We start from the raw sequence: 23,271 nt of genomic DNA on the forward strand, positions 1-23,271 counted from the left end.
GTACATGGCCTCATCTGACACATGACCGACATGAACCACATCCGGCCACTCTCGCCGTCCGCCTTTGTCACCGGCCGCACCTCCCTCGTCACCCGCACCCTTACGCGCGGGAGTTGAGCCGCGCTACCGTCCGCTTCGTGACCAATCCTGCGCGGATTCCCCGCATCTCCTTCACAGCGCTCGTGCTGGCGGCCGTCGCCGCCCTGCTGTCCGCCCTGATCGGGCCGGCCGCCGCGCAGGCGGTGCCCGGTGAGAGCAGACCCGTCTACTCCTACGACCACGCGATCCGCGAATCGGTCTGGGTGGACACCGGGCTCGACGGCGACGGGGACGGGCGGACCGACCGCGTCGCCGCCGACATCGTGCGGCCGTCCGAACCCGCCCGGCAGGGCCGCCGCATACCCGTGATCATGGACGCCAGTCCGTACTACTCCTGCTGCGGACGCGGCAACGAGAGCCAGAAGAAGACGTATGACGACCGGGGCCGGCCGGCCGGGTTCCCGCTCTTCTACGACAACTACTTCGTGCCGCGCGGCTATGCGACGGTCCTCGTCGATCTCGCGGGGACCAACCGCTCGGACGGCTGCGTGGATGTCGGCGGCCGCTCCGACATCCGGTCGGCCAGGGCCGTCGTCGACTGGCTCGGCGGCAGAGCCCGCGCCTACACCGCGCGGACGGGCGGCAGACCCGTCACGGCGGGCTGGTCCAACGGCAGCACCGGCATGATCGGCAAGAGCTGGGACGCCACCATCGCCAACGGCGTGGCGGCCACCGGGGTCAGGGGACTGAAGACCATCGTCCCGATCGCCGGCATCTCCTCCTGGTACGACTACTACTTCGCCCAGGGCGCCCCGCTCTACGACTCGGGCCCCGACTCCCTCGCGGCCATGGTCGAGAGCTCCGGCGCGCAGCAGCACTGCGACGCGGTGCAGCGCAAGCTCGTCAAGGGCGCCCCGCGCAGCGGTGACTGGACCGGACTGTGGACCGAGCGCGACTACGTCCGTGCCGCCGGCAGGGTCCGGGCCAGCGTCTTCATGGTGCACGGCATGCAGGACCTCAACGTCCGCACCCGGCACGCCGGTCAGTGGTGGGACGCGCTCGCCCGGCACGGCGTCGCGCGCAAGATCTGGCTGTCCCAGACCGGGCACGTCGACCCCTTCGACTACCGTCGCGCCGAGTGGGTCACGACCCTGCACCACTGGTTCGACCACTACCTGATGGGCTACGACAACGGCATCGAGCGGGCGCCGAAGGCCGATGTCGAGCGGGCGCCCGGCAGCTGGTCCACCGACCCCCGCTGGCCCGCACCCGGCACCTCGACGACCGTCCTGCGGCCGCGCGGCGGCAGCGTGCCCGGTGTCGGCGTCCTGGGCACCGCCAAGGCACCGCAGGGCGCGACCGAGACCTTCACCGACGATCCGAAGCGGAGCGAGGCCGACTGGGCGGCCCGGGCCGGTCAACCGACCCCGGACAAGGCCGGATTCAGCACCGGAGCGCTGCGCGCGCCGCTGCGGCTGTCCGGCTCCGGAACGGTGACGGTGACCGCCACCCCGAGCACCTCGACCGCCCACCTCTCCGCCGTCCTGGTGGACCTCGGCCCCGCCACCATCCGCAACTACACGGCCGCCGGCGAGGGCATCACCACGCTGGACGCGCGCACCTGCTGGGGCGCGGGCACCCCGGCCGACACCGGCTGCTTCAAGGAGACCGCCGCCGACACGGAGAAGGTGGCCGCCACCGTCTTCAGCCGCGGCTGGGCCGACCTCGGCACCTACGCCGACGCCCACAAGGGCCGGCCGCTCACCCCCGGCAGGCCGTACACGATCACCCTGCACCTCGCCGCGAGCGATCATGTCGTGCCCGCCGGACACCGGCTCGCACTCCTCGTCGGCGGTACCGACGCCGGTCTGATCGACCCGCCCGCGTCCCGCCCGACGCTCACCCTCGACCTGTCCCGCACCTCGGCCGCGCTCCCGCTGACCGGTGGCGCCCCCGCCTTCGTACGGGCCACCGCGGGCGTGTCCCGGCCCCCGGTGGGCGGCCCCTTGCTGGACGGCCTCGCCCCGCCGCACGGCCTCAGCCGGATGCCGGCCGCGCGCTGACCGCCCGGCACCGTACCGCCGCGGGATGACCGCCCGGGGCCGCCCACCGCGGGCGGCCCCGCCCCACCCCCACCGCTCGCCCAAGGGAGGCACCCCCTCGTGATATCCCGCTCCCATCGCCTCGCCCGAGGGGCGCTGGCCATCGGACTGACGGCCACCCTCGGCGCGATCCTGCCGGCCCCTCCCGCCCGCGCCGCCGCGACCCCCCTGCCCCGTACGGGATTCGAGACCAGCCACGGCGCCCGCTGGACCAGCGAGGCCGAGGAGCAGGAGTTCCTCACCGCCGTCGACCGCGGCTCCGCGCGCGTGCGCATCGACCGGATCGGCACCACCGCGCAGGGCCGGCCGATGCGGCTCGTACGGATCGGTGCCCCGGCTCCCGCGCGCCCGGCGGACGTACGGCGCGGCAACTCCGTCCTGCTGACCTGCTCCCAGCACGGTGACGAACCCTCCGGGCGCGAGGCCTGCCTGACCACCGTCCGCGACCTGGCCTACGCCCGGGACCCGGCGACCCGGCGCTTCCTGGCACACACCAGCGTCCTGGTCATTCCGACCGCCAACCCCGACGGCCGGGCCGCCGACACCCGCGGCAACTCCACCGGTGCGGACATCAACCGCGACCACCTCGCCCTGCAGACCGCCGAGGCCCGCGCGATGGCCGCAGTGCTCCGCGACTACCGCCCCGACACCGTCTACGACCTGCACGAGTACGGGCCCACCGTCCCGTACTACATGAAGGACGTGCTGTCGCTGTGGCCGCGCAACCTCAACACCGCGGACCCGGTGCACCGCGAAGCCGCCTCGCTCTCCCAGGACTTCGTGGCGCCCGCCGTGCGGCGGGCCGGCTTCTCCACCGGCGTCTACGGCATCTGGACCGACCCGGAGACCGGTGACCCCGTCAAGCAGGTCGCGGGCGACGGCCAGGAGCGGATCCTGCGCAACACCGCGGGGGTGAAGGGCTCGATCGGGATGCTGGTCGAGACCCGGGTCGACGCGCTGACCGACGCCGAGAAGGCCGACCCCGCGCGCAACAACAGGCGCCGGGTGGACTCCCAGCTCGCCGCCCTCAAGGGCGCGTTCACCTTCCTCGACCGGCACCGCCCGCGGATCGAAGCGGCCACCGCCGCCGCCCGGCTCGCCGGATACACCGACCGCGGCCCCGTCTACCTCGGCGGCGCGGACAACGAACCCGCCACCGAGGAGCAGACCCTGGCCGATCCGCCCTGCGCCTACCGTCTCGAAGCGGACCGGTTCGCGCAGGTCAAGGACGTGCTGGCGGGGCACGGGGTGCTCTGGAAGCGGGAGCGCGACGGCGTGCTCGTCCCGCTGCGCCAGCCGCTGCGCAAGCTCGTCCCGCTGCTGCTGGACCAACGGGCCGTCTATCACGTCACGGACGCGACGCCCCTGGACGTCTGCCCTCGCGTGAGAGGGGAGAACCGGTAGGCAAAGGAGAGGGGCCCGCCCGCGGCCGTCCGGCCGCGCGCAGGCCCCCTTGTCCGTCCGGAACGGGCTACTTCTTGAAGCCGTAGTCCATCAGCTTCTTGGCGTCCGCGGTGCGGTTGGCCACCGAAGAGGAGGCCAGGACCGTGCCGATGACGGTCTTGCTGCCCCGGGTGGCGGCGAAGACCAGGCAGTACTTGGCCTCCGGGCCCGAGCCGGTCTTGACGCCGATGGTGCCCGCGTAGCTGCCCAGCAGATTGTTGGTGTTGGTCCACGACATGTAGCGGTAGCCACCGCTCTTCGTCGTGACCTTCTGCTTGGTCGACCTGGTCTTCACGACCGTACGGAACGTGGAGTACTTCATCGCGTTGCTGGCGATCTTCGTCAGGTCGCGCGGGGTCGAGTAGTTCCCGCCGCTGCCGATGCCGTCGAACGAGTCGAAGTGCGTGTTCGTCAGGCCGAGGCCCTTGGCGGTGGAGTTCATCTTGCCGATGAAGGACTTCACCCGCGCGGCCCGGGTGGACCCGCTGCCGAACTTGTCGGCCAGTGCGTACGCCGCGTCGCAGCCGGACGGCAGCATCAGCCCGTACAGCAGCTGGCGGACGGTGACCTTGTCCCCGACGATCAGATGGGCCGACGACGCCGTCTTCGAGACGATGTAGTCGCTGTACGCCTTCTGGACCGTGACCTTGGAATCAAGGTCGAGGTTCGGCTGTCCCAGCACCACCCGAGCCGTCATGATCTTGGTGGTGGAGCCGGTGGAGAGCCGGGTGTCGGCGGCCTTGGTGAAGAGGGTCGACCCCGTGCCGTTGTTCATCACGAAACCGCCCTTGGCGGTGATCGTGGGGGTGTTGAGCGTGGCGGCCTGCGCCGGGGCGGTGAACGCCCCGGCCGTCAGGACGGCTCCCGCGGTGACGACGACCGCGGACACGCGCCGAATGCCCTTAATGCCGATTTTCAAGTGAATGCTCCAAATGAAATGCCCCTGCAGTGCGGCGCCATAAAAGTGCCGCTCGCTGGTGAGACGCATGAGACGGGCGGATGGATGCGCCTGCGGAGCGGCAAATTTGTTCGTGTCCGGATGCCGCCCGGGACGAGGCGGCGTGGCGGGAAACCGCCCCGGAGCCTCGGCTACCGGCGGCCGTCCTCCCCGATCTCCCGTACGGTCCGCAGCACTTCGTCCGCACAGCCCCACGCCACGGTCACGCCCGCGCCGCCGTGCCCGTAGTTGTGGACGCACACCGCGCCGCCGGGCAGTCGCTCCGCCGCCAGCCGCACCGCGGGGCGGGCCGGGCGCAGCCCCACCTTGTGCGCCCGTACGGGGGCGCCGGCAAGCTCGGGGAAGTGCCGGGCGCACCGTGCCACGATGGCCTTCGCCACCGCCGGATCGGGCTCCCGCGACCAGGCGTGCTCACGGGCCGTACCGCCGAGGACCAGGCCGTACGGCTGCGGCAGCACATACGTCGTGTCCGCCGCACCGGTGTCGGCGGCCACGTACCACTCCTCGATACCGGGGTTCGCCACGATCACCAACTGCCCCTGGACCGGATGGACGTCCGGGTCGGGTACCAGTTCGCGCGCGCCGAGTCCCGAGCAGTTCACGACCAGGCCCGCCGCCCGGCCGGCCTCCTCCAGGGACGTCAGGGTGCGTCGTTCCACGGTCCCGCCGGCCGCCGTCAATCGCCGTTCCAGATACCGGAGATGGGCCGGCATGTCCACCAGAGGAGTCCGTGCCCGCCACCCCGAGGCGCACCCTTCGCGGAGCTCCTCCCGGTGCGCCCGCCGCAGCCCGGGGACCGCCTCGTACCAGGCGGCCAGACCCTCCTCGACGCCGTTGTCCGGGGCGCGGTGCCCCTCGTCCACCGCGTCCGGCACCGCGGCGCTCGCCATCGTGCCCGTCACCATCCGGGCGCCCGTCTCCTCCGGCTGCCGGGCGAGTTCGGCGAGCACCTGGAAGGACCGTACGGACCACTGCACCGCCCGCTCGTACGGCTGGATGCGGTACGGCCAGCACAGCCCGCCGGCCACCGCGGACGTCGTCCCGCCGGCCGCGTCGCGGCTCACCACCCGTACCCGGTGTCCGTCCTCCGCCAGCGCGATCGCCGAAGTCAGCCCGATCACGCCGCCGCCGATCACCCATACGTCGTCTGTCCTGATCGTCATGGAGCGACGCTAACCCGTGCCGTCCGCGATGCCGAGGGGCTGGAAGAGGGGAGGACGGACGGGGGAGCGGAGGGGGCAGCGCGGGCGAGCCGGTGGGGCCGGGCCGCCCGCCCGCCGCTCGCCTGTGATCTTGCGGTAACCCCGCAGCAGCGAAGTGGACAATCCCGGACCTTAGGCTGGTAGCACCACCGTCGGCCGATGTCGCCCTTCGGATCCCGCCGGACCGGCCCGCCGCGCCGTCCGTACGCCGTCGTCTGAGGAGGCCCATGCTCCGCGCGCAGCGCGCCGTGCCCGCCTGGCTGGCTCACCCGTTCCGCTGGCAGCGGCTGCCCGTGCCCTGGGCGGCCGTGGCCCGCGGTGCGCTGTGTGCGGGGCCGCTGCTCGGCGCGGGCCTCGCGACCGGCCACCCGGCGCCCGGCGTACTGGCCGGACTCGGCTCGATGCTGGCGGGGGTCAACGACCGGCCCGGCACCCGGCGCACCGGCATCGTCCATATCGGTCTGCCCGCCCTCGCCTCGGCGCTCGGCATGCTGATCGGCGCCTCGCTGCAAGCAGCCGGTGCGGGCTGGTGGCTGGTGCCGGCGCTGTTCGCGGTCGGCTTCGTCTCCGGCGCGGACAGCGTGGCCGGACCGGTGCGCTCCAACGCCGGGATGCAGATGCTGGCCACCACCGTCCTGGGCGCCGGGATGCCGCTGCCCGGCGCGCCCTGGGCGAAGGCCCTCTATATGCTCGCCGGCTGTCTGTGGCTGCTCGTGCTGCGGCTCGTACTGCGCTCACCGCGTCCCGCGGGCGGGGCGCTCAGCGGTGAGCGGGCGGCCGTCGCCCGGGTCTTCGACGCGCTCGCCGACGCCCTGGGGGCGGCCGGCGGGCCCGGTGCCGAGCCCGCCCGGCGCCGGCTCACCGCCGCCCTGGACCGTGCCGACGAGGCGCTGCGGCTGCGCCGGCTCACCAGCCGGCTGCTGCGCCGGCCGGCCCGTACGGAAGAACTCCTGCTCACCGAGCGGTTGGCCGCGGCCACCGCGCTGTGCGAGGCCAGCGTGGCGCTGTTGTGGGAGGCCCGCCCGCTGCCGTCCCGGGTGGCACAGAGCCCCCGCCGGTTCGCCGACGCCCTGCGCACCGGGCGCTCCCCGGGCCGGCTGTCCGCCCCGGAGACCAGTACGGCCGCCCGCGGCGCCTTCGACCGGGCGCTGCTGGACGCCGCCGTCGCGTTCGCCCGCCGGGAGCCGCTGCCCGCGCCGGAGCCGGGCCCCGCGCCGGCCCGCCGGCCCGGCTGGCGGAGGGTGCCGGCGGCCGTGGCCGGCGGTGCGCTGGCGGCCGTCGGTGGCCGGACCCGGCGCGGCCGCAGCCTGTTCGGGCCCGCCGGGCGGGACTACGGGCTGCGGGTCGCCGTCTGCATCGCCGCGAGCACCGCCGTGGCGCTGATGCTCCGCGCCGACCACTGGTACTGGCTCCCGGCGACCGCCACCTTCCTCGTCAAGCCGGACCTGGGACCGCTCTTCTCCCGTACGGTCAACCGTTTCGCGGGGACGGTCGCCGGTGTGCTGGTCTTCGCCGGGGCGGGACTGTTGCTGACCGGCACCTGGTGGCCCGCGCTGGTGGCCGGTGCCGGCGGTGCGCTGCTGCCGTTCGCCACCCGGCACTTCGCGCTGCAGACCGTCGCGATCACCCTGATGGTGCTGTCGTTCGTGACGGTGAGCGGTGATCCCCAGGCGGCCGCCGAGCGGATCGTCGACACCTCGATCGCCTGCGGCATCGTCCTCGTCGTCGGGCATCTGCCGCACCTCGCCGATCCGCGCCGGCGGATCGGCCAGCGCGTGACCGCGGCGCTGTGGGCCGCCGAGCGGTTCCTCCGGCACGTCCTGGAGGCGGAACCGGGCGCGGACCCCACCGCGCGGCGGGCGCTGCGCCGCGCCGCCTACCGGGCGTTGGGGGAGGCCAGGGCGGCGGCGGAGACCGCCGCGGCCGAACTCGTCGCGGCCCGCGACCGCAACCCCGACTGGCTGACCGTCGTCACCGCGGCCGAACGCATCGTGGACGCCGCGACCGCCTGCGCGGTACGTCTCGACCACGGCGCCCACCGCCCGAGTACGGAGGAGGCCGAGCGGCTGTGCCTCGCGCTCGCCGCGATGGCCGAGGCCCTGGAGGACCCGGGCCGCGAGCCCGGCGCCGCCGTAGTGGACCCTGATCTGTTGCCGGTGCCGGACTGCGCCACCCTCACGGACGTGGCGACGGAGCTGGAGCGCATCCGCGGCTACGCGGGGGCGGGCTGAGCGCCCATCGGCTCCGGCGGCAGCGGGAGCCCGTCCCGCTGCCGCCGTTGCCGCCGGCGGGCGTCAGCGGCCGCCCCGCTCCTTGCCCAGGAGCCCGGCCCGCCGCAGAGCGTCCGCCATCGCGTCGTTGGCCGGCCCGGCGTCCCGGCCGCCCCGGCGGTCGCCGCCGCGCCGGTCGCCGCCGCCCTGCCGCTGCCGCGGGGCGCCGCCTCGGCTGCCGCCGTCCCGCGGCCCCCGGCCGCCGCCCGCGCCGGCGCGGCGCTCGCCGCCGCCCGCCGCCTGGCCGCCCGTGCCGGGCTCGTCCTCCAGCCGCAGGGTCAGCGAGATCCGCTTGCGCGGGATGTCGACATCGAGCACCTTGACCCGCACGATGTCGCCCGGCTTCACCACGTCCCGCGGGTCCTTGACGAAGGTCTTCGACATCGCCGAGACATGGACCAGACCGTCCTGGTGGACGCCCACGTCCACGAACGCCCCGAAGGCGGCGACATTGGTCACCACGCCCTCCAGGAGCATCCCCGGCTGGAGATCGCCGATCTTCTCCACGCCCTCCTTGAAGGTCGCCGTCTTGAAGACCGGACGCGGGTCGCGGCCCGGCTTCTCCAGCTCCTGCAGGATGTCGCTCACCGTCGGCAGCCCGAAGGAGTCGTCGACGAAATCGGCGGCCTTCAGGGTGCGCAGCACCGTCGTGTTGCCGATCAGCGAACCGACCTCGGTGTGCGCCGACTTCACCATCCGCCGCACCACCGGGTACGCCTCCGGGTGCACGCTGGAGGCGTCCAGCGGGTCGTCGCCGCCCCGGATCCGCAGGAAGCCCGCGCACTGCTCGTACGCCTTCGGGCCGAGCCGCGCCACGTCCTTGAGGGCCTTGCGGGAGCGGAACGGGCCGTTGCTGTCCCGGTGCGCGACGATGTTCTCGGCCAGGCCGGAACCGATGCCCGACACCCGCGAAAGCAGCGGCGCGGACGCGGTGTTGACGTCCACCCCGACGCCGTTCACACAGTCCTCGACGACCGCGTCGAGCGAGCGCGACAGCTTCACCTCGGACAGGTCGTGCTGGTACTGGCCCACCCCGATCGACTTCGGGTCGATCTTGACGAGCTCGGCCAGCGGGTCCTGGAGGCGCCGGGCGATGGACACCGCGCCCCGCAGCGAGACGTCCAGCTCGGGCAGCTCCTGCGAGGCGAACGCCGAGGCGGAGTACACCGAGGCGCCGGCCTCGGACACCATCACCTTCGTCAGCTTCAGCTCCGGCTGCGCGGCGATCAGATCGGCCGCCAGCTTGTCGGTCTCGCGGGAGGCGGTGCCGTTGCCGATCGCGATCAGCTCGACGTCGTGCGCGCGGGCCAGCTTCGCGAGCGTGGCCAGCGAGGCGTCCCACTTCTGCTGCGGTACATGGGGGTAGATGGTCTCCGTGGCGGCCACCTTGCCGGTCGCGTCCACGACGGCCACCTTCACGCCCGTACGGAAGCCGGGGTCCAGGCCCATCGTGGCGCGCGTCCCGGCGGGCGCCGCCAGCAGCAGATCGCGCAGGTTCGACGCGAAGACCCGGACCGCCTCGTCCTCGGCGGCCTGCCGCAGCCGCAGCCGCAGATCGATCCCGAGGTGGACCTGGATGCGGGTGCGCCAGGCCCAACGCACGGTGTCCTTGAGCCACTTGTCTCCCGGGCGGCCGCGGTCGGTGATGCCGAAGCGGTGCGCGATGGCCTGCTCGTAGGCGCTGGGGCCCTCGGTGACCGCCGACGGGTCCTCCGGCTCCAGGGCGAGATCGAGGATCTCCTCCTTCTCGCCGCGGAACATCGCCAGCACCCGGTGCGAGGGCAGTGCGGTGAACGGCTCGGCGAAGTCGAAGTAGTCGGCGAACTTCGCGCCGGCCTCCTCCTTGCCCGCGCGCACCTTCGCCGCGACCTGCCCGCGCGACCACATCCGCTCGCGCAGCTCACCGATCAGATCCGCGTCCTCGCCGAACCGCTCGGTCAGGATGGCCCGCGCGCCCTCCAGGGCGGCGGCCGCATCGGCGATGCCCTTGTCCGCGTCCACGAACGCCGCGGCGGCCGCGGCCGGCTCCGCCGACGGATCGGCGAGCAGCCCGTCGGCGAGCGGCTCCAGGCCCGCCTCCCGGGCGATCTGCGCCTTGGTGCGCCGCTTGGGCTTGAACGGGAGGTAGATGTCCTCCAGGCGCGCCTTGGAATCGGCGCCGCGGATCTGCGCCTCCAAGGCGGCGTCCAGCTTGCCCTGGGACCGTACGGACTCCAGGATCGCGGCCCGCCGCTCCTCCAGCTCCCGCAGATAGCGCAGCCGCTCCTCCAACGCGCGCAGCTGCGCGTCGTCGAGCGTCTCGGTGGCTTCCTTGCGGTAGCGCGCGATGAACGGGACGGTCGAGCCGCCGTCGAGCAGTTCGACCGCGGCCTTCACCTGCCGCTCCTTGACGCCGAGCTCCCCGGCGATCCTCGCTTCGATGGACCCGAGGGCCCCGATGGGCTCAGTGGATGCCGTCACGTTGATCCTGACCTGCCTTCCAGCGCTTGCATGAGCCTGCATTGTGCCGGGTGGCGGGCCGCACTGTCGTGCCGCCCAGCCGGTGGGGAGTGTCCGCGCGGCTCCCCGGCCGCCCGGAGGCGGGGAGGGACGTCGTGCCCGCTGCCCGGCGCCGGGGGTGCGCGGACGGCCGCGCACACCCCCGCCGGAACGCCGGATTCGCCACCGCTCAGGGGGCTTTGCCTCCGGGGCAGGTTCCCGGACCGCCGGCCGGACTACTTGCCGAACAGCGTGGCCGGGAACGCCCCGGCCTCCATGACGGCGGTGGTGAAGCCGGTCGCCAGCTCGGTGAGCCGGGCCACGCCGTCGGCGCCCAGGTGCTCGTACGGCGCCCGGTCCAGCCGGTCCGTCGCCCGCTCCAGGTCCTTGCGCAGCTGGACCCCGGCCTCGGTCAACTCGCCCTCGGCGTTCAGCAGCCCGCGGCCGCGCAGCCGCTCCTGTGCGGCGCTCCAGTCCTCCTCCGACCAGCCACGGGTCGCCATGACGCCCTGGTAGCTCATCCCGCGGCCGCTGGCGGTGTGCGTGACCAGCGCCTCCAGGCCGTCGAGCCCGGCGTCCAGCAGCGCGGACAGATGGCCGTCGCCGCGGTGTTCGCGCAGCAGCGTGGCGGCGTGCCAGTAGGCGAGGTGCGGGGCGTCGGGCACCGGCAGGTCGGCGTGCGCGGCGTACAGCGGCCGGGCCCGGCGGGAACAGCCCTCGGTGGCGCGCAGCGCCAGCTCGGCCGCCTCGGCCATCTCCGGGGAGGCGACGGCCTCCGGGCCGAGCAGCCGGCGCAGCGTGGCGTCCGCGGCGCGCAGCCGGGCCTCCAGCACGGCCTGGGGCGTGGCGTGTGTCCAGACCTGCGGGACGTGCCGGGCGACGAGCTCGTGCTTGAAGTTGTAGAAGGTGGCCGTGATGGTGCCCGGACCCACCGCGCCCATGGCCGCGCCCCGGCAGGCGAAGTAACCGGCGCTGCGGTTCTCGATGCCGGCCTTCGCCATCTCCTCGGCGAGCTCCGGCGCGAAGTAGTGCGTGGAGTGGAACGGGTTGATGACGGCGTGGCAGGTACGGCCGGCCTGCTCGGGCAGTGCGCTGGAAGTGGTCATGAGGGGAGGGTACCGACCGGTGGGTATGGAGCCGGCGCCGGGGGACCGGAACCGGCCGCACGCCGGGGGACCCCCGCACGCCCCTCCCCGCCCTGGTCATGGCAGGAAAGGTGGGAAACCCGTCATTGCTGCCGGCCGTCGCGCTGCCGAGGATGGAGACATGGAACAGCGCGAGGTACTCGTGGTCCTCTTCGACGGCGTGCAGGCGCTCGACGTCAGCGGACCGGTCGAGGTCTTCCACGGGGCGTCCCAGGGGGAGCCGGGCGCCTACCGGATCCGTACCGCCGGCCTCGACGGCACACCGGTCCGTACCACCAGCGGGCTGACGCTCGTCCCCGACCTCACGCTCGCCGAGGCCGGGGTGCCGCACACCCTGCTGGTGCCCGGCGGCCAGGGCACCCGCGCCCCCGACCCCCGGCTGATCGACTGGCTGCGCGGCAACGCCCACCGGGCCCGGCGGAAGGTCTCGGTGTGCAGCGGAGCGCTGCTGCTGGCCGAGGCCGGGCTGCTGGACGGCCGCCGCGTGACCACCCACTGGATGCTCTGCGAGACCCTCGCCCGGCGGTTCCCGGCGCTGCGCGTCGACCCGGAGCCGATCTACGTACGGGACGGCGACGTGGCCACCTCCGCCGGCGTGACCGCCGGTATCGACCTCGCACTGGCGCTGGTCGAGGAGGATCTCGGCCGGGACATCGCGCTGGCCGTCGCCCGGCACCTGGTCGTCTTCCTGCGCCGGCCCGGCAACCAGACCCAGTTCAGCGTCCAGCTCGCCGCCCAGACCGCCGAGCGGCGGCCGCTGCGCGACCTCCAGCAGTGGATCACCGAGCACCCCGCGGCGGATCTGTCCGTCGATGCGCTCGCGGACCGCGCGGGCCTGTCCCCGCGCCACTTCGCCCGGGCGTTCCGCGACGAGGTCGGCATGCCGCCGGGGCGCTATGTCGACCGGGTCCGGCTGGAGGCCGCCCGCCGGCGCCTGGAGGACACCGCCGACGGCATCGCGCAGGTCTCCCGCCACTGCGGCTACGGCACCCCCGAGGCGATGCGCCGCGCCTTCCTCCGCGTCCTGGGCACCTCCCCGGCCGAGTACCGCCGCCGCTTCCAGCCGGCCCGGCCGCCCGTGCCCGCGGCCTGAACGCGCCGGCCGCCAGGACCCACCGGCCGGCACCACCCCTACCGAACAGGAACCTGCCATGCAGCTCGCGATCCTTCTCTTCGACCGCTTCACCACCCTGGACGCCGTCGGCCCCTACGAAACCCTCAGCCGGCTGCCCGGCGCCGAAGCGGTCTTCGTCGGCGAACGCACCGGCCCCTACCGCAACGAACTCGGCTCGCTGGGCCTGGTCGCCGACGCCACGCTGGCGGAGGTCACCGCGCCGGACATCCTCGTCGTGCCCGGCGGCCCGGGCCAGGCGGCGCAGATGGCGGACGGCCCGCTGCACGAGTGGATCCGTGCCGTGGACGCCGGCACCACCTGGACCACCTCGGTGTGCACCGGCTCGCTGATCCTCGGCGCCGCGGGCCTCCTCAAGGGCCGGCGGGCCACCTCGCACTGGCTCGCGCTGGACCAGCTGCCGGCGCTGGGCGCCGAGCCGACCGGGGAGCGGGTGGTCTTCGACGGCAAGTACGTCACGGCGGCCGGCGTCTCCTCCGGCATCGACATGGGGCTGACGCTGGCCGGCCGGATCGCCGGGGACACCGTGGCCCAGACGATCCAGCTCGGCATCGAATACGACCCGCAGCCGCCGTACGACGCGGGCTCCCCGGACAAGGCCCCCGCCGAGGTCACCGCGGCGCTGCGGGAGCGGAGCCGGTTCCTGCTGACGCAGCAGCGGTGAGCAACCGCGCCCCGGCGACCGGCCCGCTCAGCCCGCCGGCCAGGTGAAACGCGGCGCCCTGCGCTCCAGGAAGGCGGCGGCACCCTCCGCGGTGTCGCCGCTCGCGCGGGCCTGCGCGGCCCAGTGGGCGCCCCGCTCCTCGGCCTCGGCCGGCGGTACGTCCCAGGTCCCGTTGGCCAGTTCCTTCGCCGCGGTCTGCGTCAGCAGCGACCGGCTCGCCAGTACGGCCGAGAACTCCGCCACCCGCTTGTCCAGCCCGCCCTCCGCCAGTACCTCGTCCACCAGACCCGTGCGCAGCGCCCGCGCACAGCCGATCAGCTCCCCGGAGAACAGCAGGTACTTGGCGGTGGAGAGGCCGACCAGCCGGACCAGCCGCCGGGTGGCGGACGCCGGATAGACCACCGCCAGCTTGGCCGGCGTCACCCCGAACAGCGCGCCCTCCTCCGCGAACCGCAGATCGCAGGCGGCCGCCAACTGGGCGCCGCCGCCCACGCAGTAGCCGCGTATCGCCGCCAGCGTCGGCCCGGGGAACGCCGCCAGCGCCTCCTCCGCCGCCACCGCCAGGCCCTGCGACTCACCGGCCGCCTCCCGCAGCGCGCCGATGTCCGCCCCCGCGCAGAACGTCCCGCCCTCCCCGGTCAGCACCAGCGACCGCACCGACCCGTCGGCCGCCAGCCGCTCCAGCAGCGGCGGCAGATCCCGCCACATCTGCACCGTCATCGCGTTCCGCTTGCCGGTGTTGCTGATCGTGACGGTCGCGGTGCCGTCGCTGACATGTGTCTTCAGAGCGGGTTCCATGCCCCGGATATTAGAGCGACCGCTGCGGGCCGGGCCGGATACCATCGGCCGCCTGATGTCAGCCACTCTCGTCGCCAAAGACCTCGCCGCCGGCCACGGCGAGCGCGTCCTGTTCTCCGGCCTGGACCTGGTCGTCGCCCCCGGCGACGTGGTCGGCCTCGTCGGCGCCAACGGCGCGGGCAAGTCCACTCTGCTGCGCCTGCTGGCCGGCCTGGACACCCCGGAGAACGGCAAGCTCGCGCTCAGCCCGCCCACCGCCACCGTCGGCCACCTCCCGCAGGAGCCCGACCGCCGCCCGGGGGAGACCGTCCGCGCCTTCCTCGCCCGCCGCACCGGTGTGGCCGCCGCCCAGCTCGCCCTGGACACCGCCACCGAGGCGCTGGTCGAGGAGCGGCCGGGGGCGGACGACGCCTATGCGACGGCGCTGGAGCGCTGGCTCGCGCTGGGCGCCGCCGACCTCGACGAGCGGGCCGAGGAGACCGCCGCCCAGCTCGGCCTCTCCATCGGCCTCGACCAGCCGATGACGACGCTCTCCGGCGGCCAGGCCGCCCGCGCCTCGCTGGCCTCGCTCCTGCTCTCCCGGTACGACATCTTCCTGCTGGACGAGCCCACCAACGACCTCGATCTGGACGGTCTGCACCGGCTGGAGTCCTTCGTCGGCGGGCTGCGCGCCGGCACCGTCCTGGTCAGCCACGACCGCGAGTTCCTGACCCGTACGGTCAGCCGCGTCGTCGAACTCGACCTCGCCCAGCAGCAGGTCAACACCTACGGCGGTGGCTACGCCTCCTACCTGGAGGAGCGCGAGCGGGCCCGGCGCCATGCCCGCGAGCAGTACGAGGAGTACGCCGACACCCGGGCCGCCCTGGTGACCCGGGCGCACACCCAGCGCAACTGGATGGAGAAGGGCGTCAAGAACGCCCGCCGCAAGGCCCCCGACAACGACAAGGTCGGCCGCAACGCCCGGGTCGAGGCGACCGAGAAGCAGGCCGCGAAGGCCAAGCAGACCCAGCGCCTGATCGAGCGGCTGGAGGTCGTCGAGGAGCCGCGCAAGGAGTGGGAGCTGCGGATGGAGATCGCCGCCGCCCCGCGGGCCGGCGCGGTGGTGGCCACCCTCCGCGGCGCCCGGGTACAGCGCGGCGCATTCCGCTTCGGCCCGGTGGACCTCCAGATCGACTGGGCGGACCGGGTCGCCATCACCGGCCCCAACGGCGCCGGCAAGTCCACCCTGCTCGCCGCCCTCCTCGGCCGGCTGCCGCTGGACGAGGGGCATGCCGCGCTGGGCCCCGGGGTGGTGGTCGGCGAGGTCGACCAGGCGCGCGGCCAGCTCTTCGGCGGCCACGGCGGGGGCGAGGAGCCGCTGATGGACTCCTTCCGGGCCCATGTCCCCGAGCTGTCGCCCGCCGATGTCCGCACCCTGCTCGCGAAGTTCGGGCTGAAGGCGGCGCATGTGCTCCGCCCGGCGCGCACCCTCTCGCCGGGCGAGCGGACCCGCGCCGCGCTCGCGCTGCTCCAGGGCCGCGGGGTCAACCTCCTCGTCCTCGACGAGCCGACCAACCACCTCGACCTGCCGGCCATCGAGCAGCTGGAGTCGGCCCTCGCCTCGTACCCTGGCACCCTGCTGCTGGTCACCCACGACCGCCGGATGCTCGACGCGGTGCACACCACCCGCCGGATCGAGGTCGACGCCGGGCGGATCACCGACCGGACGGTGTGAGCGCCGGGACCGGCCGCCCGCGACATCCGTGCGGATTATCGATTTGGCCCACCGGCCACCGCCCCGTAGTGTGGTGTGCACCGACGCGGGGTGGAGCAGCTCGGTAGCTCGCTGGGCTCATAACCCAGAGGTCGCAGGTTCAAATCCTGTCCCCGCTACTGCAGAGGTACAGCCGGTCCGGTGCTCAGGCGCCGGGCCGGCTGTGCTGTTGGTCCGGACGGTCCCGAGGGCGGGGAGCGCAGGGCGCCCGCTCCGCGGCAGTCCGCGAGCGAGGCCCGAGAGGGACAGGACCGGTCGCCGGGCCCATCGAATCACTCGGAACCGGCCAAAAGGCGTCGATAGACGCTGACTTGTGGTCAGCAGCCCGGTCCGGACCAGCGCATTCTCAACACTCTTCCTGTGAGGATGCCTTCTGGACCCCCCGCAGAGCCCCCTGAAGAGCTGACCTCCCCGCTCGCGTACGAAGGTGTCTGGCGGTTCACCGCCCCGGCACTGGAGGCCTCGGTGCCGCTGGCCCGGCACGCGGTCCGGGATCTGCTCGCCGAACAGCGTGTGCCCGTGGCCGCCGACATCATGGACGGCCTGCTGCTCATCGTCTCCGAACTCGTCACCAACGCCGTCCGGCACGCCGCCCTGCTCTCGCCCCAGATCGCCGTACAGCTCACCATCGGCGCGAACTGGCTGATGGTCGCGGTCGAGGACAGCCACCCCTACCGCCCCAAGGCACTGGAGGCGGATCAGGGTGATGTCGGCGGACGCGGCCTGTGGCTGGTCAAGACGTTCACCGCGGAGGCCGGCGGCAAGTGCGGTGTGGAGCTCACGGCGAACGGCGGCAAGGCCATCTGGGCCGAGCTTCCGCTCACCCCGCTCGCTACCAGCCCGCCGACCGTCCGGTGAGTTCGCGCACCGCGGGGCGCGCCGCATCCAGCACGGTCATGAACCACGCGGAGAACGGCGCCTCGGCGTGCCGCTCGGCCAGCTCCTCGGGCGTCACGAACGCGATCTCGCCGATCTCCTCCGGGTCGGGCGCCGGCTCGGCCCGCACCAGCCCGACGAACAGGTGGTTGTACTCCTGCTCCACGAGGCCGGAGGCCGGATCGGGATGGTTGTAGCGCACCGTGCCGGCCTCGGCCAGCAGGGACGGGGCCAGGCCCAGCTCCTCGGCCGTGCGGCGCGCCGCGGCCGCGAACGGCGCCTCACCGGGATACGGGTGACCGCAGCAGGTGTTGGACCACACACCGGGGGAGTGGTACTTCCCCAGGGCCCGGCGCTGGAGCAGCAGGCGGCCCTTCTCGTCGAAGAGGAAGACCGAGAAGGCACGGTGCAGCTGCCCGGGAGGCTGGTGGGCGGCGAGCTTCTCCGCGGTGCCGATCGTCGTGCCGTCCTCGTCGACCAGCTCCAGCATGATCGGTTCGGCGGCGCCGCCCGGTGTGCTCACCGCCGGGTCCCCGGCGGTCTGTCCGTTGGCAGGTGTGATCGGCATGCCCATCCTTGTCGTCGGTCTTCGACGCCAAGTCTGCCCTAGCCAGGCCCCCATCAGCGGCACAGCGGGTGCGCGGCGCCACATGCCAGCGTGCCGGACGGGGCGTGCGCCCGTGGTGAGAGGGGCCACATCCGCCGCCGGGTGCGGTGTCCCCGGCGCGACGGACGAGGGCGGCCGGGTCGTGGCACCGGCGCACGGCGACCGTCCGCCGGACGCGGGATGGCACACACCACACCTGCCCCGGCACAACCCGCCCGCCCCGTGACCAGCCCTCTCATAAGGGGCACCGGATCGGCCGCCGGGGGCGCACCGCAGTTGTTCATGCGCCGCCCGATCCACCATGATGATCGCGGCAGGCGCAGCCGTCGGTCACTCGATCGTGCGGTGAATGCGCGGTGAACGGCCGCATCCGGCGATCCGATAACCTCTGCCGACGTGCCACCCAGCCCCTCCGGGGGTGAGGTGTGCCACGCCCGCTGCCCGGGTAGTTCGTGTCGAATGCGGATCGACTTCGGACCGGCCTGGCTGCCTTGTCAGCTTCCAAGGAGTGAGTTCGTCTGTCGACCGCCATCCTCACCGGTTCGCCGGTCGCCGGGTCGCCGCTCGAAGCCGACCTGCGCACGCTGGGCTTTGACGTCCGTACGGCGAACGATGCCGCGGCCGCCGCCGAGCTGATCGACGCGGTGCCCGCGCAGGAGCGGGTGGCCGTCGTCGACCCCCGCTTCGTCGGGCATCTGCACGCCCTGCGGCTGGCGCTGACCGACCCCCGCTTCCCGGCCGCGGCCGTCCCGGGCGCGCTCACCGTGCAGCCCGAGGCCCGCGGCGCGCTGGCTCGCGCGCTCGGCAGGATCCCGGTCGGCGCCGGCACCGCCCACCTCACGGATGTCCTCACCGACACCCTCACCGCGTCCCTGGACCGCGACGAGATCGGCCTGCACCACGTCGAGCTGGGCACCCTGGTCGCCACCGTCGCGCTCACCCCCGCCCAGCGCGAGGGGGCACGGGAGTCCGTCGCCGCCGTCGACGACGAGGCGGTACGGCTGCGCACCGCCGTGAAGTCCCGCGACGGGTTCTTCACGACCTTCTGCATCAGCCCGTACTCCCGCTACCTGGCCCGCTGGTGTGCACGGCGTGGGCTCACCCCCAACCAGGTCACCACCGCGTCCCTGGTCACCGCGCTGATCGCGGCCGGCTGCGCGGCCACCGGAACCCGCGGCGGCTTCGTCGCCGCCGGCCTGCTGCTGCTCTTCTCCTTCGTCCTGGACTGCACCGACGGGCAGCTCGCCCGCTACTCCCTGCAGTACTCGACGATGGGCGCCTGGCTGGACGCCACCTTCGACCGTGCCAAGGAGTACGCGTACTACGCCGGCCTGGCGCTGGGTGCCGCGCGCGGCGGGGATGACGTCTGGGCGCTGGCGCTCGGCGCGATGGTCCTGATGACCTGCCGCCATGTCGTCGACTTCTCCTTCAACGAGGCGAACCACGACGCCACGGCCAACACCAGCCCCACCGCCGCGCTCTCCGGCAAGCTCGACAGCGTCGGCTGGACGGTCTGGGTGCGGCGCATGATCGTGCTGCCGATCGGTGAGCGCTGGGCCATGATCGCCGTGCTCACCGCGTTCACCACCCCGCGCATCGTCTTCTCCGCCCTGCTCATCGGCTGTGCGCTGGCCGCCTGCTACACCACCGCGGGGCGGGTGCTGCGCTCGCTGACCCGGCGGGCCCGGCGCACCGACCGCGCCGCCCGGGCGCTGGCCGACCTCGCCGACTCCGGGCCGCTGGCCGAGCTGATCGCCGGCGGCGCCCGCGGCCGCGGCCGCACCGGTTCCTTCCTGGCGCCCGTCATGGCATTTCTCTCAGCCGCCGTGCTGCTGGTCTGGGTGATCTTCCAGGACGACCCCAGCTCCTGGCTCACCGTCGGCGTCGCGCTCTGCTCCGCGCTGCTGTCCGGCGCGGCCGTGTCCCGCCCGCTCAAGGGCGCCCTGGACTGGCTGGTGCCGCCCTTCTTCCGGGCCGGTGAATACGTCACGATCCTGGTGCTGGCCGCCCGCGCCGACGTCCCCGGAGCGCTGCCCGCGGCGTTCGGGCTGGTCGCGGCGGTCGCCTACCATCACTACGACACCGTCTACCGCATCCGCGGTGGCACCGGGGCCCCGCCGCGGTGGCTGGTCCGGGCAACCGGCGGGCACGAAGGACGCGTCCTTGTGGTCACCGTCCTCGCCGCCGCGCTGCCCCCCGAAGGTTTCACAATCGCGCTCACGGCCCTTGCCGTGGTCCTGGCGCTGCTGGTGCTCGTCGAGAGCATCCGCTTCTGGGTGTCCTCGCAAGCACCCGCCGTACACGATGAAGGAGAACCCGCATGATCGGCCTCGTGCTGGCTGCCGGCGCCGGACGGCGTCTGCGTCCCTACACCGACACTCTGCCCAAGGCTCTGGTGCCGGTGGACGGTGACACCACCATCCTCGACCTGACCCTCGGCAACTTCGCCGAGATCGGCCTGACCGAGGTTGCGATCATCGTCGGCTACCGCAAGGAAGCCGTCTACGAGCGCAAGGACGCCCTGGAGCAGAAGTACGGCCTCAAGCTCACCCTCATCGACAACGACAAGGCCGAGGAGTGGAACAACGCCTACTCCCTGTGGTGCGGGCGTGACTCCCTCAAGCACACCGTGATCCTCGCCAACGGCGACACCGTGCACCCGGTCTCCGTCGAGAAGACCCTGCTCGCCGCCCGCGGCAACGGCCAGAAGATCATCCTCGCGCTGGACACCGTCAAGCAGCTCGCCGACGAGGAGATGAAGGTCGTCGTGGACCCCGCCAAGGGCGTCCAGAAGATCACCAAGCTGATGGACCCGGCCGAGGCCACCGGTGAGTACATCGGTGTCACCCTCATCGAGGGCGAGGCCGCCGAGGAGCTGGCCGACGCACTGAAGACCACCTTCGAGCGGGACCCCGACCTCTACTACGAGGACGGCTACCAGGAGCTGGTCAACCGCGGCTTCAAGGTGGACGTGGCGCCGATCGGCGACGTCAAGTGGGTCGAGATCGACAACCACGACGACCTGGCGAAGGGCCGTGACATCGCATGCCAGTACTGACCCGCCTCATTCCGTCCCCGGTCGTCGTTGACATCAACGCCGGCGCCCTGGACGACCTGGCGGGCCTGCTGGCCGATCAGCGCATCTCCGCGTCCGGCAAGCTCGCCATCGCGATCAGCGGCGGCTCGGGGGCCCGGCTGCGGGAGCGGCTGTCGCCCGCGCTGCCGGGCGCCGACTGGTACGAGGTCGACGGCGGCACCCTGGACGACGCGATCAAGCTTGCCGACGCCATGAAGAAGGGGCACTACGACGCGGTCGTGGGCCTGGGCGGCGGCAAGATCATCGACTGTGCCAAGTTCGCCGCCGCGCGCATCGGTCTGCCGCTGGTCGCCGTCGCGACGAACCTGTCGCACGACGGCCTGTGCTCGCCGGTCGCCACCCTCGACAACGACGCCGGCCGCGGCTCCTACGGTGTGCCGAACCCGATCGCCGTGGTGATCGACCTCGACATCATCCGCGAGGCCCCGGTCCGGTTCGTCCGCTCCGGCATCGGCGACGCGATCTCCAACATCTCCGCGGTCGCGGACTGGGAGCTCGCCCACCGCGAGACCGGCGAGGACCTCGACGGGCTGGCCGCCGCCATGGCCCGCCAGGCCGGCGAGGCCGTGCTGCGCCACCCCGGCGGCGTCGGCGACGACAAGTTCCTCCAGGTGCTGGCCGAGGGCCTGGTCCTCACCGGTATCTCGATGTCGGTCGCGGGCGACAGCCGTCCGGCCTCCGGCGCCTGCCACGAGATCAACCACGCCTTCGATCTCCTCTTCCCCAAGCGCGCGGCGAGCCACGGCGAGCAGTGCGGCCTCGGCGCCGCGTTCGCCACGCATCTGCGCGGGGACACGGAGACCCGTGACCTGATGGTCGAGGTGCTGCGCCGGCACGGTCTGCCGGTCACGCCGGGGGAGATCGGCTTCACCGACGAGGAATTCGTCCAGGTCGTCGCGTACGCCCCCAAGACCCGCCCCGGGCGCTACACGATCCTGGAGCACCTCGACCTGTCCACCGACCAGATCAGGGACGCTTACGCCGACTATGCAGAAGCCATCGGTAGCTGAGCTCCGCCCGGTCGTTCACCCTCCGGGGGTGAAGGACCGGCGGAGCGGCGAGCACTGGGCCGGCCGGCTCTACATGCGCGAGATCTCGCTGCGCATCGACCGGCACCTGGTGAACACGCGGATCACGCCCAACCAGCTGACCTACGTGATGACCGTCGCCGGCGTCCTCGCCGCCCCCGCCCTGCTGGTGCCGGGGATCGCGGGGGCTCTGCTCGGCGTGCTGATGGTCCAGCTCTACCTGCTGCTCGACTGCGTCGACGGCGAGGTCGCCCGCTGGAAGAAGCAGTTCTCGCTCGGCGGGGTCTACCTGGACCGGGTCGGCGCCTACCTGTGCGACGCCGCGGTGCTCGTCGGCTTCGGCCTGCGCGCCGCGGACCTGTGGGGCTCCGGGCGGATCGACTGGCTGTGGGCCTTCCTCGGTACGCTCGCCGCGCTCGGCGCCATCCTGATCAAGGCCGAGACCGACCTGGTCGGCGTCGCCCGTCACCAGGGCGGGCTGCCGCCGGTCAAGGAGACGGCGTCCGAGCCGCGCTCGTCCGGCATGGCGCTGGCCCGCAAGGCCGCCGCGGCGCTGAAGTTCCACCGCCTCGTCCTCGGGGTCGAGGCCTCCCTGCTGATCCTGGTCCTGGCGGCCTTGGACACGGTCCGGGGCGACCTGTTCTTCTCGCGGCTCGGCGTCGCCGTGCTGGCCGGCATCGCGCTCCTGCAGACGCTGCTGCACCTCGTGTCCATCCTGGCGTCGAGCAGGCTGAAGTGAGGGGCGCGATGAAGGTCGGCGCGGTCATCATCACCATGGGCAACCGCCCCGAGGAGCTGCGCGCACTCCTGGACTCGGTCGCCAAGCAGGACGGCGATCCGATCGAGATCGCCGTGGTCGGCAACGGTTCGCCGCTGCCCGAGCTCCCCGAGGGCGTCCGGACCGTCGAGCTGCCGGAGAACGTCGGCATCCCGGCCGGCCGCAATGCCGGAATCGAGGCGTTCGGGCCCGGCGGCCGCGACGTCGACGTGCTGCTCTTCCTCGACGACGACGGACTGCTGGCCACCGAGGACACCGCCGAGCTGTGCCGGCAGGCCTTCGCCGCGGACCCTCGGCTCGGCATCATCAGCTTCCGGATCGCCGACCCGGACACCGGCGAGACCCAGCGCCGGCACGTCCCGCGGCTGCGCGCCGCCGACCCGATGCGCTCGTCGCGGGTGACCACCTTCCTGGGCGGCGCGAACGCGGTCCGTACGGCGGTCTTCGAGGAGGTCGGCGGGCTGCCCGACGACTTCTTCTACGCCCATGAGGAGACGGACCTGGCCTGGCGGGCGCTGGACGCGGGGTGGCTGATCGACTACCGCGCGGACATGGTCCTCTTCCACCCGACGACGGCCCCGGCCCGGCATGCGGTCTACCACCGCATGGTGGCCCGGAACCGCGTCTGGCTGGCCCGGCGCAACCTTCCCGCCCCGCTGGTTCCGGTCTACCTCGGTGTCTGGTTTCTGCTCACCCTCGTCCGCCGGCCGTCGCGCCCGGCGCTGCGGGCCTGGCTGGGCGGCTTCAAGGAGGGCTGGGTCTCGCCGTGCGGTCCCAGGCGCCCCATGAAGTGGGCTACCGTTTGGCGACTGACCCGACTGGGCCGCCCTCCCGTCATCTGACAAGCTCGTATCTGAGAGCATCAGGCGCGAACCGGGGCGTGGCCCCGGCAGCGCACCTT

Annotated in this window: 18 protein-coding genes and 1 tRNA gene; 13 read left to right on the top strand and 6 right to left on the bottom strand. The window is 73.3% G+C overall.

What is annotated here, in order from left to right; all coding sequences use genetic code 11:
• Window positions 1–137: 137 nt before the first annotated feature.
• Together BKA18_RS31430 and BKA18_RS31435 are read left to right on the top strand one after the other, a co-directional pair.
• Window positions 138–2,102 carry a Xaa-Pro dipeptidyl-peptidase gene (locus tag BKA18_RS31430; RefSeq protein ID WP_366044635.1) on the top strand — a complete coding sequence of 655 codons (1,965 nt, stop codon included), beginning with the start codon at window positions 138–140 and terminating at the stop codon, window positions 2,100–2,102.
• Window positions 2,103–2,201: 99 nt separating this feature from the next.
• Window positions 2,202–3,545 carry a M14 family metallopeptidase gene (locus tag BKA18_RS31435; protein WP_366044634.1) on the top strand — a complete coding sequence of 448 codons (1,344 nt, stop codon included), beginning with the start codon at window positions 2,202–2,204 and terminating at the stop codon, window positions 3,543–3,545.
• Window positions 3,546–3,612: 67 nt separating this feature from the next.
• Here the strand turns inward: BKA18_RS31435 and BKA18_RS31440 are convergent, their stop codons facing one another.
• Window positions 3,613–4,503: a D-alanyl-D-alanine carboxypeptidase family protein gene (locus BKA18_RS31440; protein WP_366044633.1), complete on the bottom strand. Its 891-nt coding sequence runs from the start codon at window positions 4,501–4,503 to the stop codon at window positions 3,613–3,615.
• 170 nt (window positions 4,504–4,673) lie between these two features.
• Window positions 4,674–5,705 carry an FAD-dependent oxidoreductase gene (locus BKA18_RS31445; protein WP_366044632.1) on the bottom strand — a complete coding sequence of 344 codons (1,032 nt, stop codon included), beginning with the start codon at window positions 5,703–5,705 and terminating at the stop codon, window positions 4,674–4,676.
• A 266-nt stretch (window positions 5,706–5,971) separates the two neighbouring features.
• Between BKA18_RS31445 and BKA18_RS31450 the strand changes: the two genes are divergently transcribed.
• Window positions 5,972–7,975: an FUSC family protein gene (locus tag BKA18_RS31450; RefSeq protein WP_366044631.1), complete on the top strand. Its 2,004-nt coding sequence runs from the start codon at window positions 5,972–5,974 to the stop codon at window positions 7,973–7,975.
• Between the two features lie 63 nt (window positions 7,976–8,038).
• On the opposite strand, the gene BKA18_RS31455 is transcribed toward BKA18_RS31450, so the two are convergent.
• Together BKA18_RS31455 and BKA18_RS31460 are read right to left on the bottom strand one after the other, a co-directional pair.
• On the bottom strand, window positions 8,039–10,474 hold the full coding sequence (locus tag BKA18_RS31455; RefSeq protein ID WP_366044630.1) for a Tex family protein: 2,436 nt from the start codon (window positions 10,472–10,474) through the stop codon (window positions 8,039–8,041).
• 254 nt (window positions 10,475–10,728) lie between these two features.
• Window positions 10,729–11,598: an SCO6745 family protein gene (locus BKA18_RS31460; protein ID WP_366044628.1), complete on the bottom strand. Its 870-nt coding sequence runs from the start codon at window positions 11,596–11,598 to the stop codon at window positions 10,729–10,731.
• Window positions 11,599–11,758: 160 nt separating this feature from the next.
• On the opposite strand from BKA18_RS31460, the gene BKA18_RS31465 reads away from it, so the two are divergent.
• Both BKA18_RS31465 and BKA18_RS31470 read left to right on the top strand, forming a co-directional pair.
• Window positions 11,759–12,730: a GlxA family transcriptional regulator gene (locus BKA18_RS31465; RefSeq protein WP_366044627.1), complete on the top strand. Its 972-nt coding sequence runs from the start codon at window positions 11,759–11,761 to the stop codon at window positions 12,728–12,730.
• 58 nt (window positions 12,731–12,788) lie between these two features.
• The gene (locus tag BKA18_RS31470) at window positions 12,789–13,433 is read left to right on the top strand and encodes a DJ-1/PfpI family protein (protein ID WP_366044626.1); all 645 of its coding nucleotides are present in this window, start codon (window positions 12,789–12,791) and stop codon (window positions 13,431–13,433) included.
• A 27-nt stretch (window positions 13,434–13,460) separates the two neighbouring features.
• Here the strand turns inward: BKA18_RS31470 and BKA18_RS31475 are convergent, their stop codons facing one another.
• Window positions 13,461–14,231, bottom strand: coding sequence for an enoyl-CoA hydratase/isomerase family protein (locus BKA18_RS31475; protein ID WP_006602028.1), 771 nt, complete (start codon window positions 14,229–14,231; stop codon window positions 13,461–13,463).
• Window positions 14,232–14,286: 55 nt separating this feature from the next.
• Between BKA18_RS31475 and BKA18_RS31480 the strand changes: the two genes are divergently transcribed.
• From BKA18_RS31480 to BKA18_RS31490, 3 genes are all read left to right on the top strand, one after another.
• A complete protein-coding gene (locus tag BKA18_RS31480) occupies window positions 14,287–15,945 on the top strand; it encodes an ABC-F family ATP-binding cassette domain-containing protein (protein ID WP_366044625.1) in 1,659 nt (552 codons plus the stop codon).
• An 84-nt stretch (window positions 15,946–16,029) separates the two neighbouring features.
• Window positions 16,030–16,103 (top strand) — tRNA-Met (locus BKA18_RS31485).
• 247 nt (window positions 16,104–16,350) lie between these two features.
• Window positions 16,351–16,842 carry an ATP-binding protein gene (locus BKA18_RS31490; protein ID WP_093486748.1) on the top strand — a complete coding sequence of 164 codons (492 nt, stop codon included), beginning with the start codon at window positions 16,351–16,353 and terminating at the stop codon, window positions 16,840–16,842.
• Here the strand turns inward: BKA18_RS31490 and idi are convergent.
• Window positions 16,817–17,428, bottom strand: coding sequence for an isopentenyl-diphosphate Delta-isomerase (gene idi / locus BKA18_RS31495; RefSeq protein ID WP_006602025.1), 612 nt, complete (start codon window positions 17,426–17,428; stop codon window positions 16,817–16,819). The genes BKA18_RS31490 and idi overlap by 26 nt on opposite strands.
• Before the next feature lie 557 nt (window positions 17,429–17,985).
• Here idi and BKA18_RS31500 point away from each other — a divergent pair.
• Genes BKA18_RS31500 through BKA18_RS31520 form a run of 5 tightly spaced genes read left to right on the top strand, consistent with a single transcriptional unit; the run spans window position 17,986 to window position 23,212 of the window.
• Window positions 17,986–19,791 (top strand): DUF5941 domain-containing protein, encoded by a 1,806-nt coding sequence (locus BKA18_RS31500; protein WP_366044861.1) that lies wholly within the window; start codon window positions 17,986–17,988, stop codon window positions 19,789–19,791.
• The gene (locus BKA18_RS31505; RefSeq protein ID WP_366044624.1) at window positions 19,788–20,525 is read left to right on the top strand and encodes a phosphocholine cytidylyltransferase family protein; all 738 of its coding nucleotides are present in this window, start codon (window positions 19,788–19,790) and stop codon (window positions 20,523–20,525) included. The genes BKA18_RS31500 and BKA18_RS31505 overlap by 4 nt, the downstream gene beginning before the upstream one ends.
• On the top strand, window positions 20,513–21,574 hold the full coding sequence (locus BKA18_RS31510; protein ID WP_093486752.1) for an iron-containing alcohol dehydrogenase family protein: 1,062 nt from the start codon (window positions 20,513–20,515) through the stop codon (window positions 21,572–21,574). The genes BKA18_RS31505 and BKA18_RS31510 overlap by 13 nt, the downstream gene beginning before the upstream one ends.
• A complete protein-coding gene (locus BKA18_RS31515) occupies window positions 21,552–22,331 on the top strand; it encodes a CDP-alcohol phosphatidyltransferase family protein (protein WP_366044623.1) in 780 nt (259 codons plus the stop codon). The genes BKA18_RS31510 and BKA18_RS31515 overlap by 23 nt, the downstream gene beginning before the upstream one ends.
• Window positions 22,328–23,212: a glycosyltransferase family 2 protein gene (locus BKA18_RS31520; RefSeq protein WP_366044622.1), complete on the top strand. Its 885-nt coding sequence runs from the start codon at window positions 22,328–22,330 to the stop codon at window positions 23,210–23,212. The genes BKA18_RS31515 and BKA18_RS31520 overlap by 4 nt, the downstream gene beginning before the upstream one ends.
• Window positions 23,213–23,271: the final 59 nt, after the last annotated feature.

This window comes from Streptomyces auratus, assembly GCF_050433025.1.
GTDB lineage: Bacteria > Actinomycetota > Actinomycetes > Streptomycetales > Streptomycetaceae > Streptomyces > Streptomyces sioyaensis.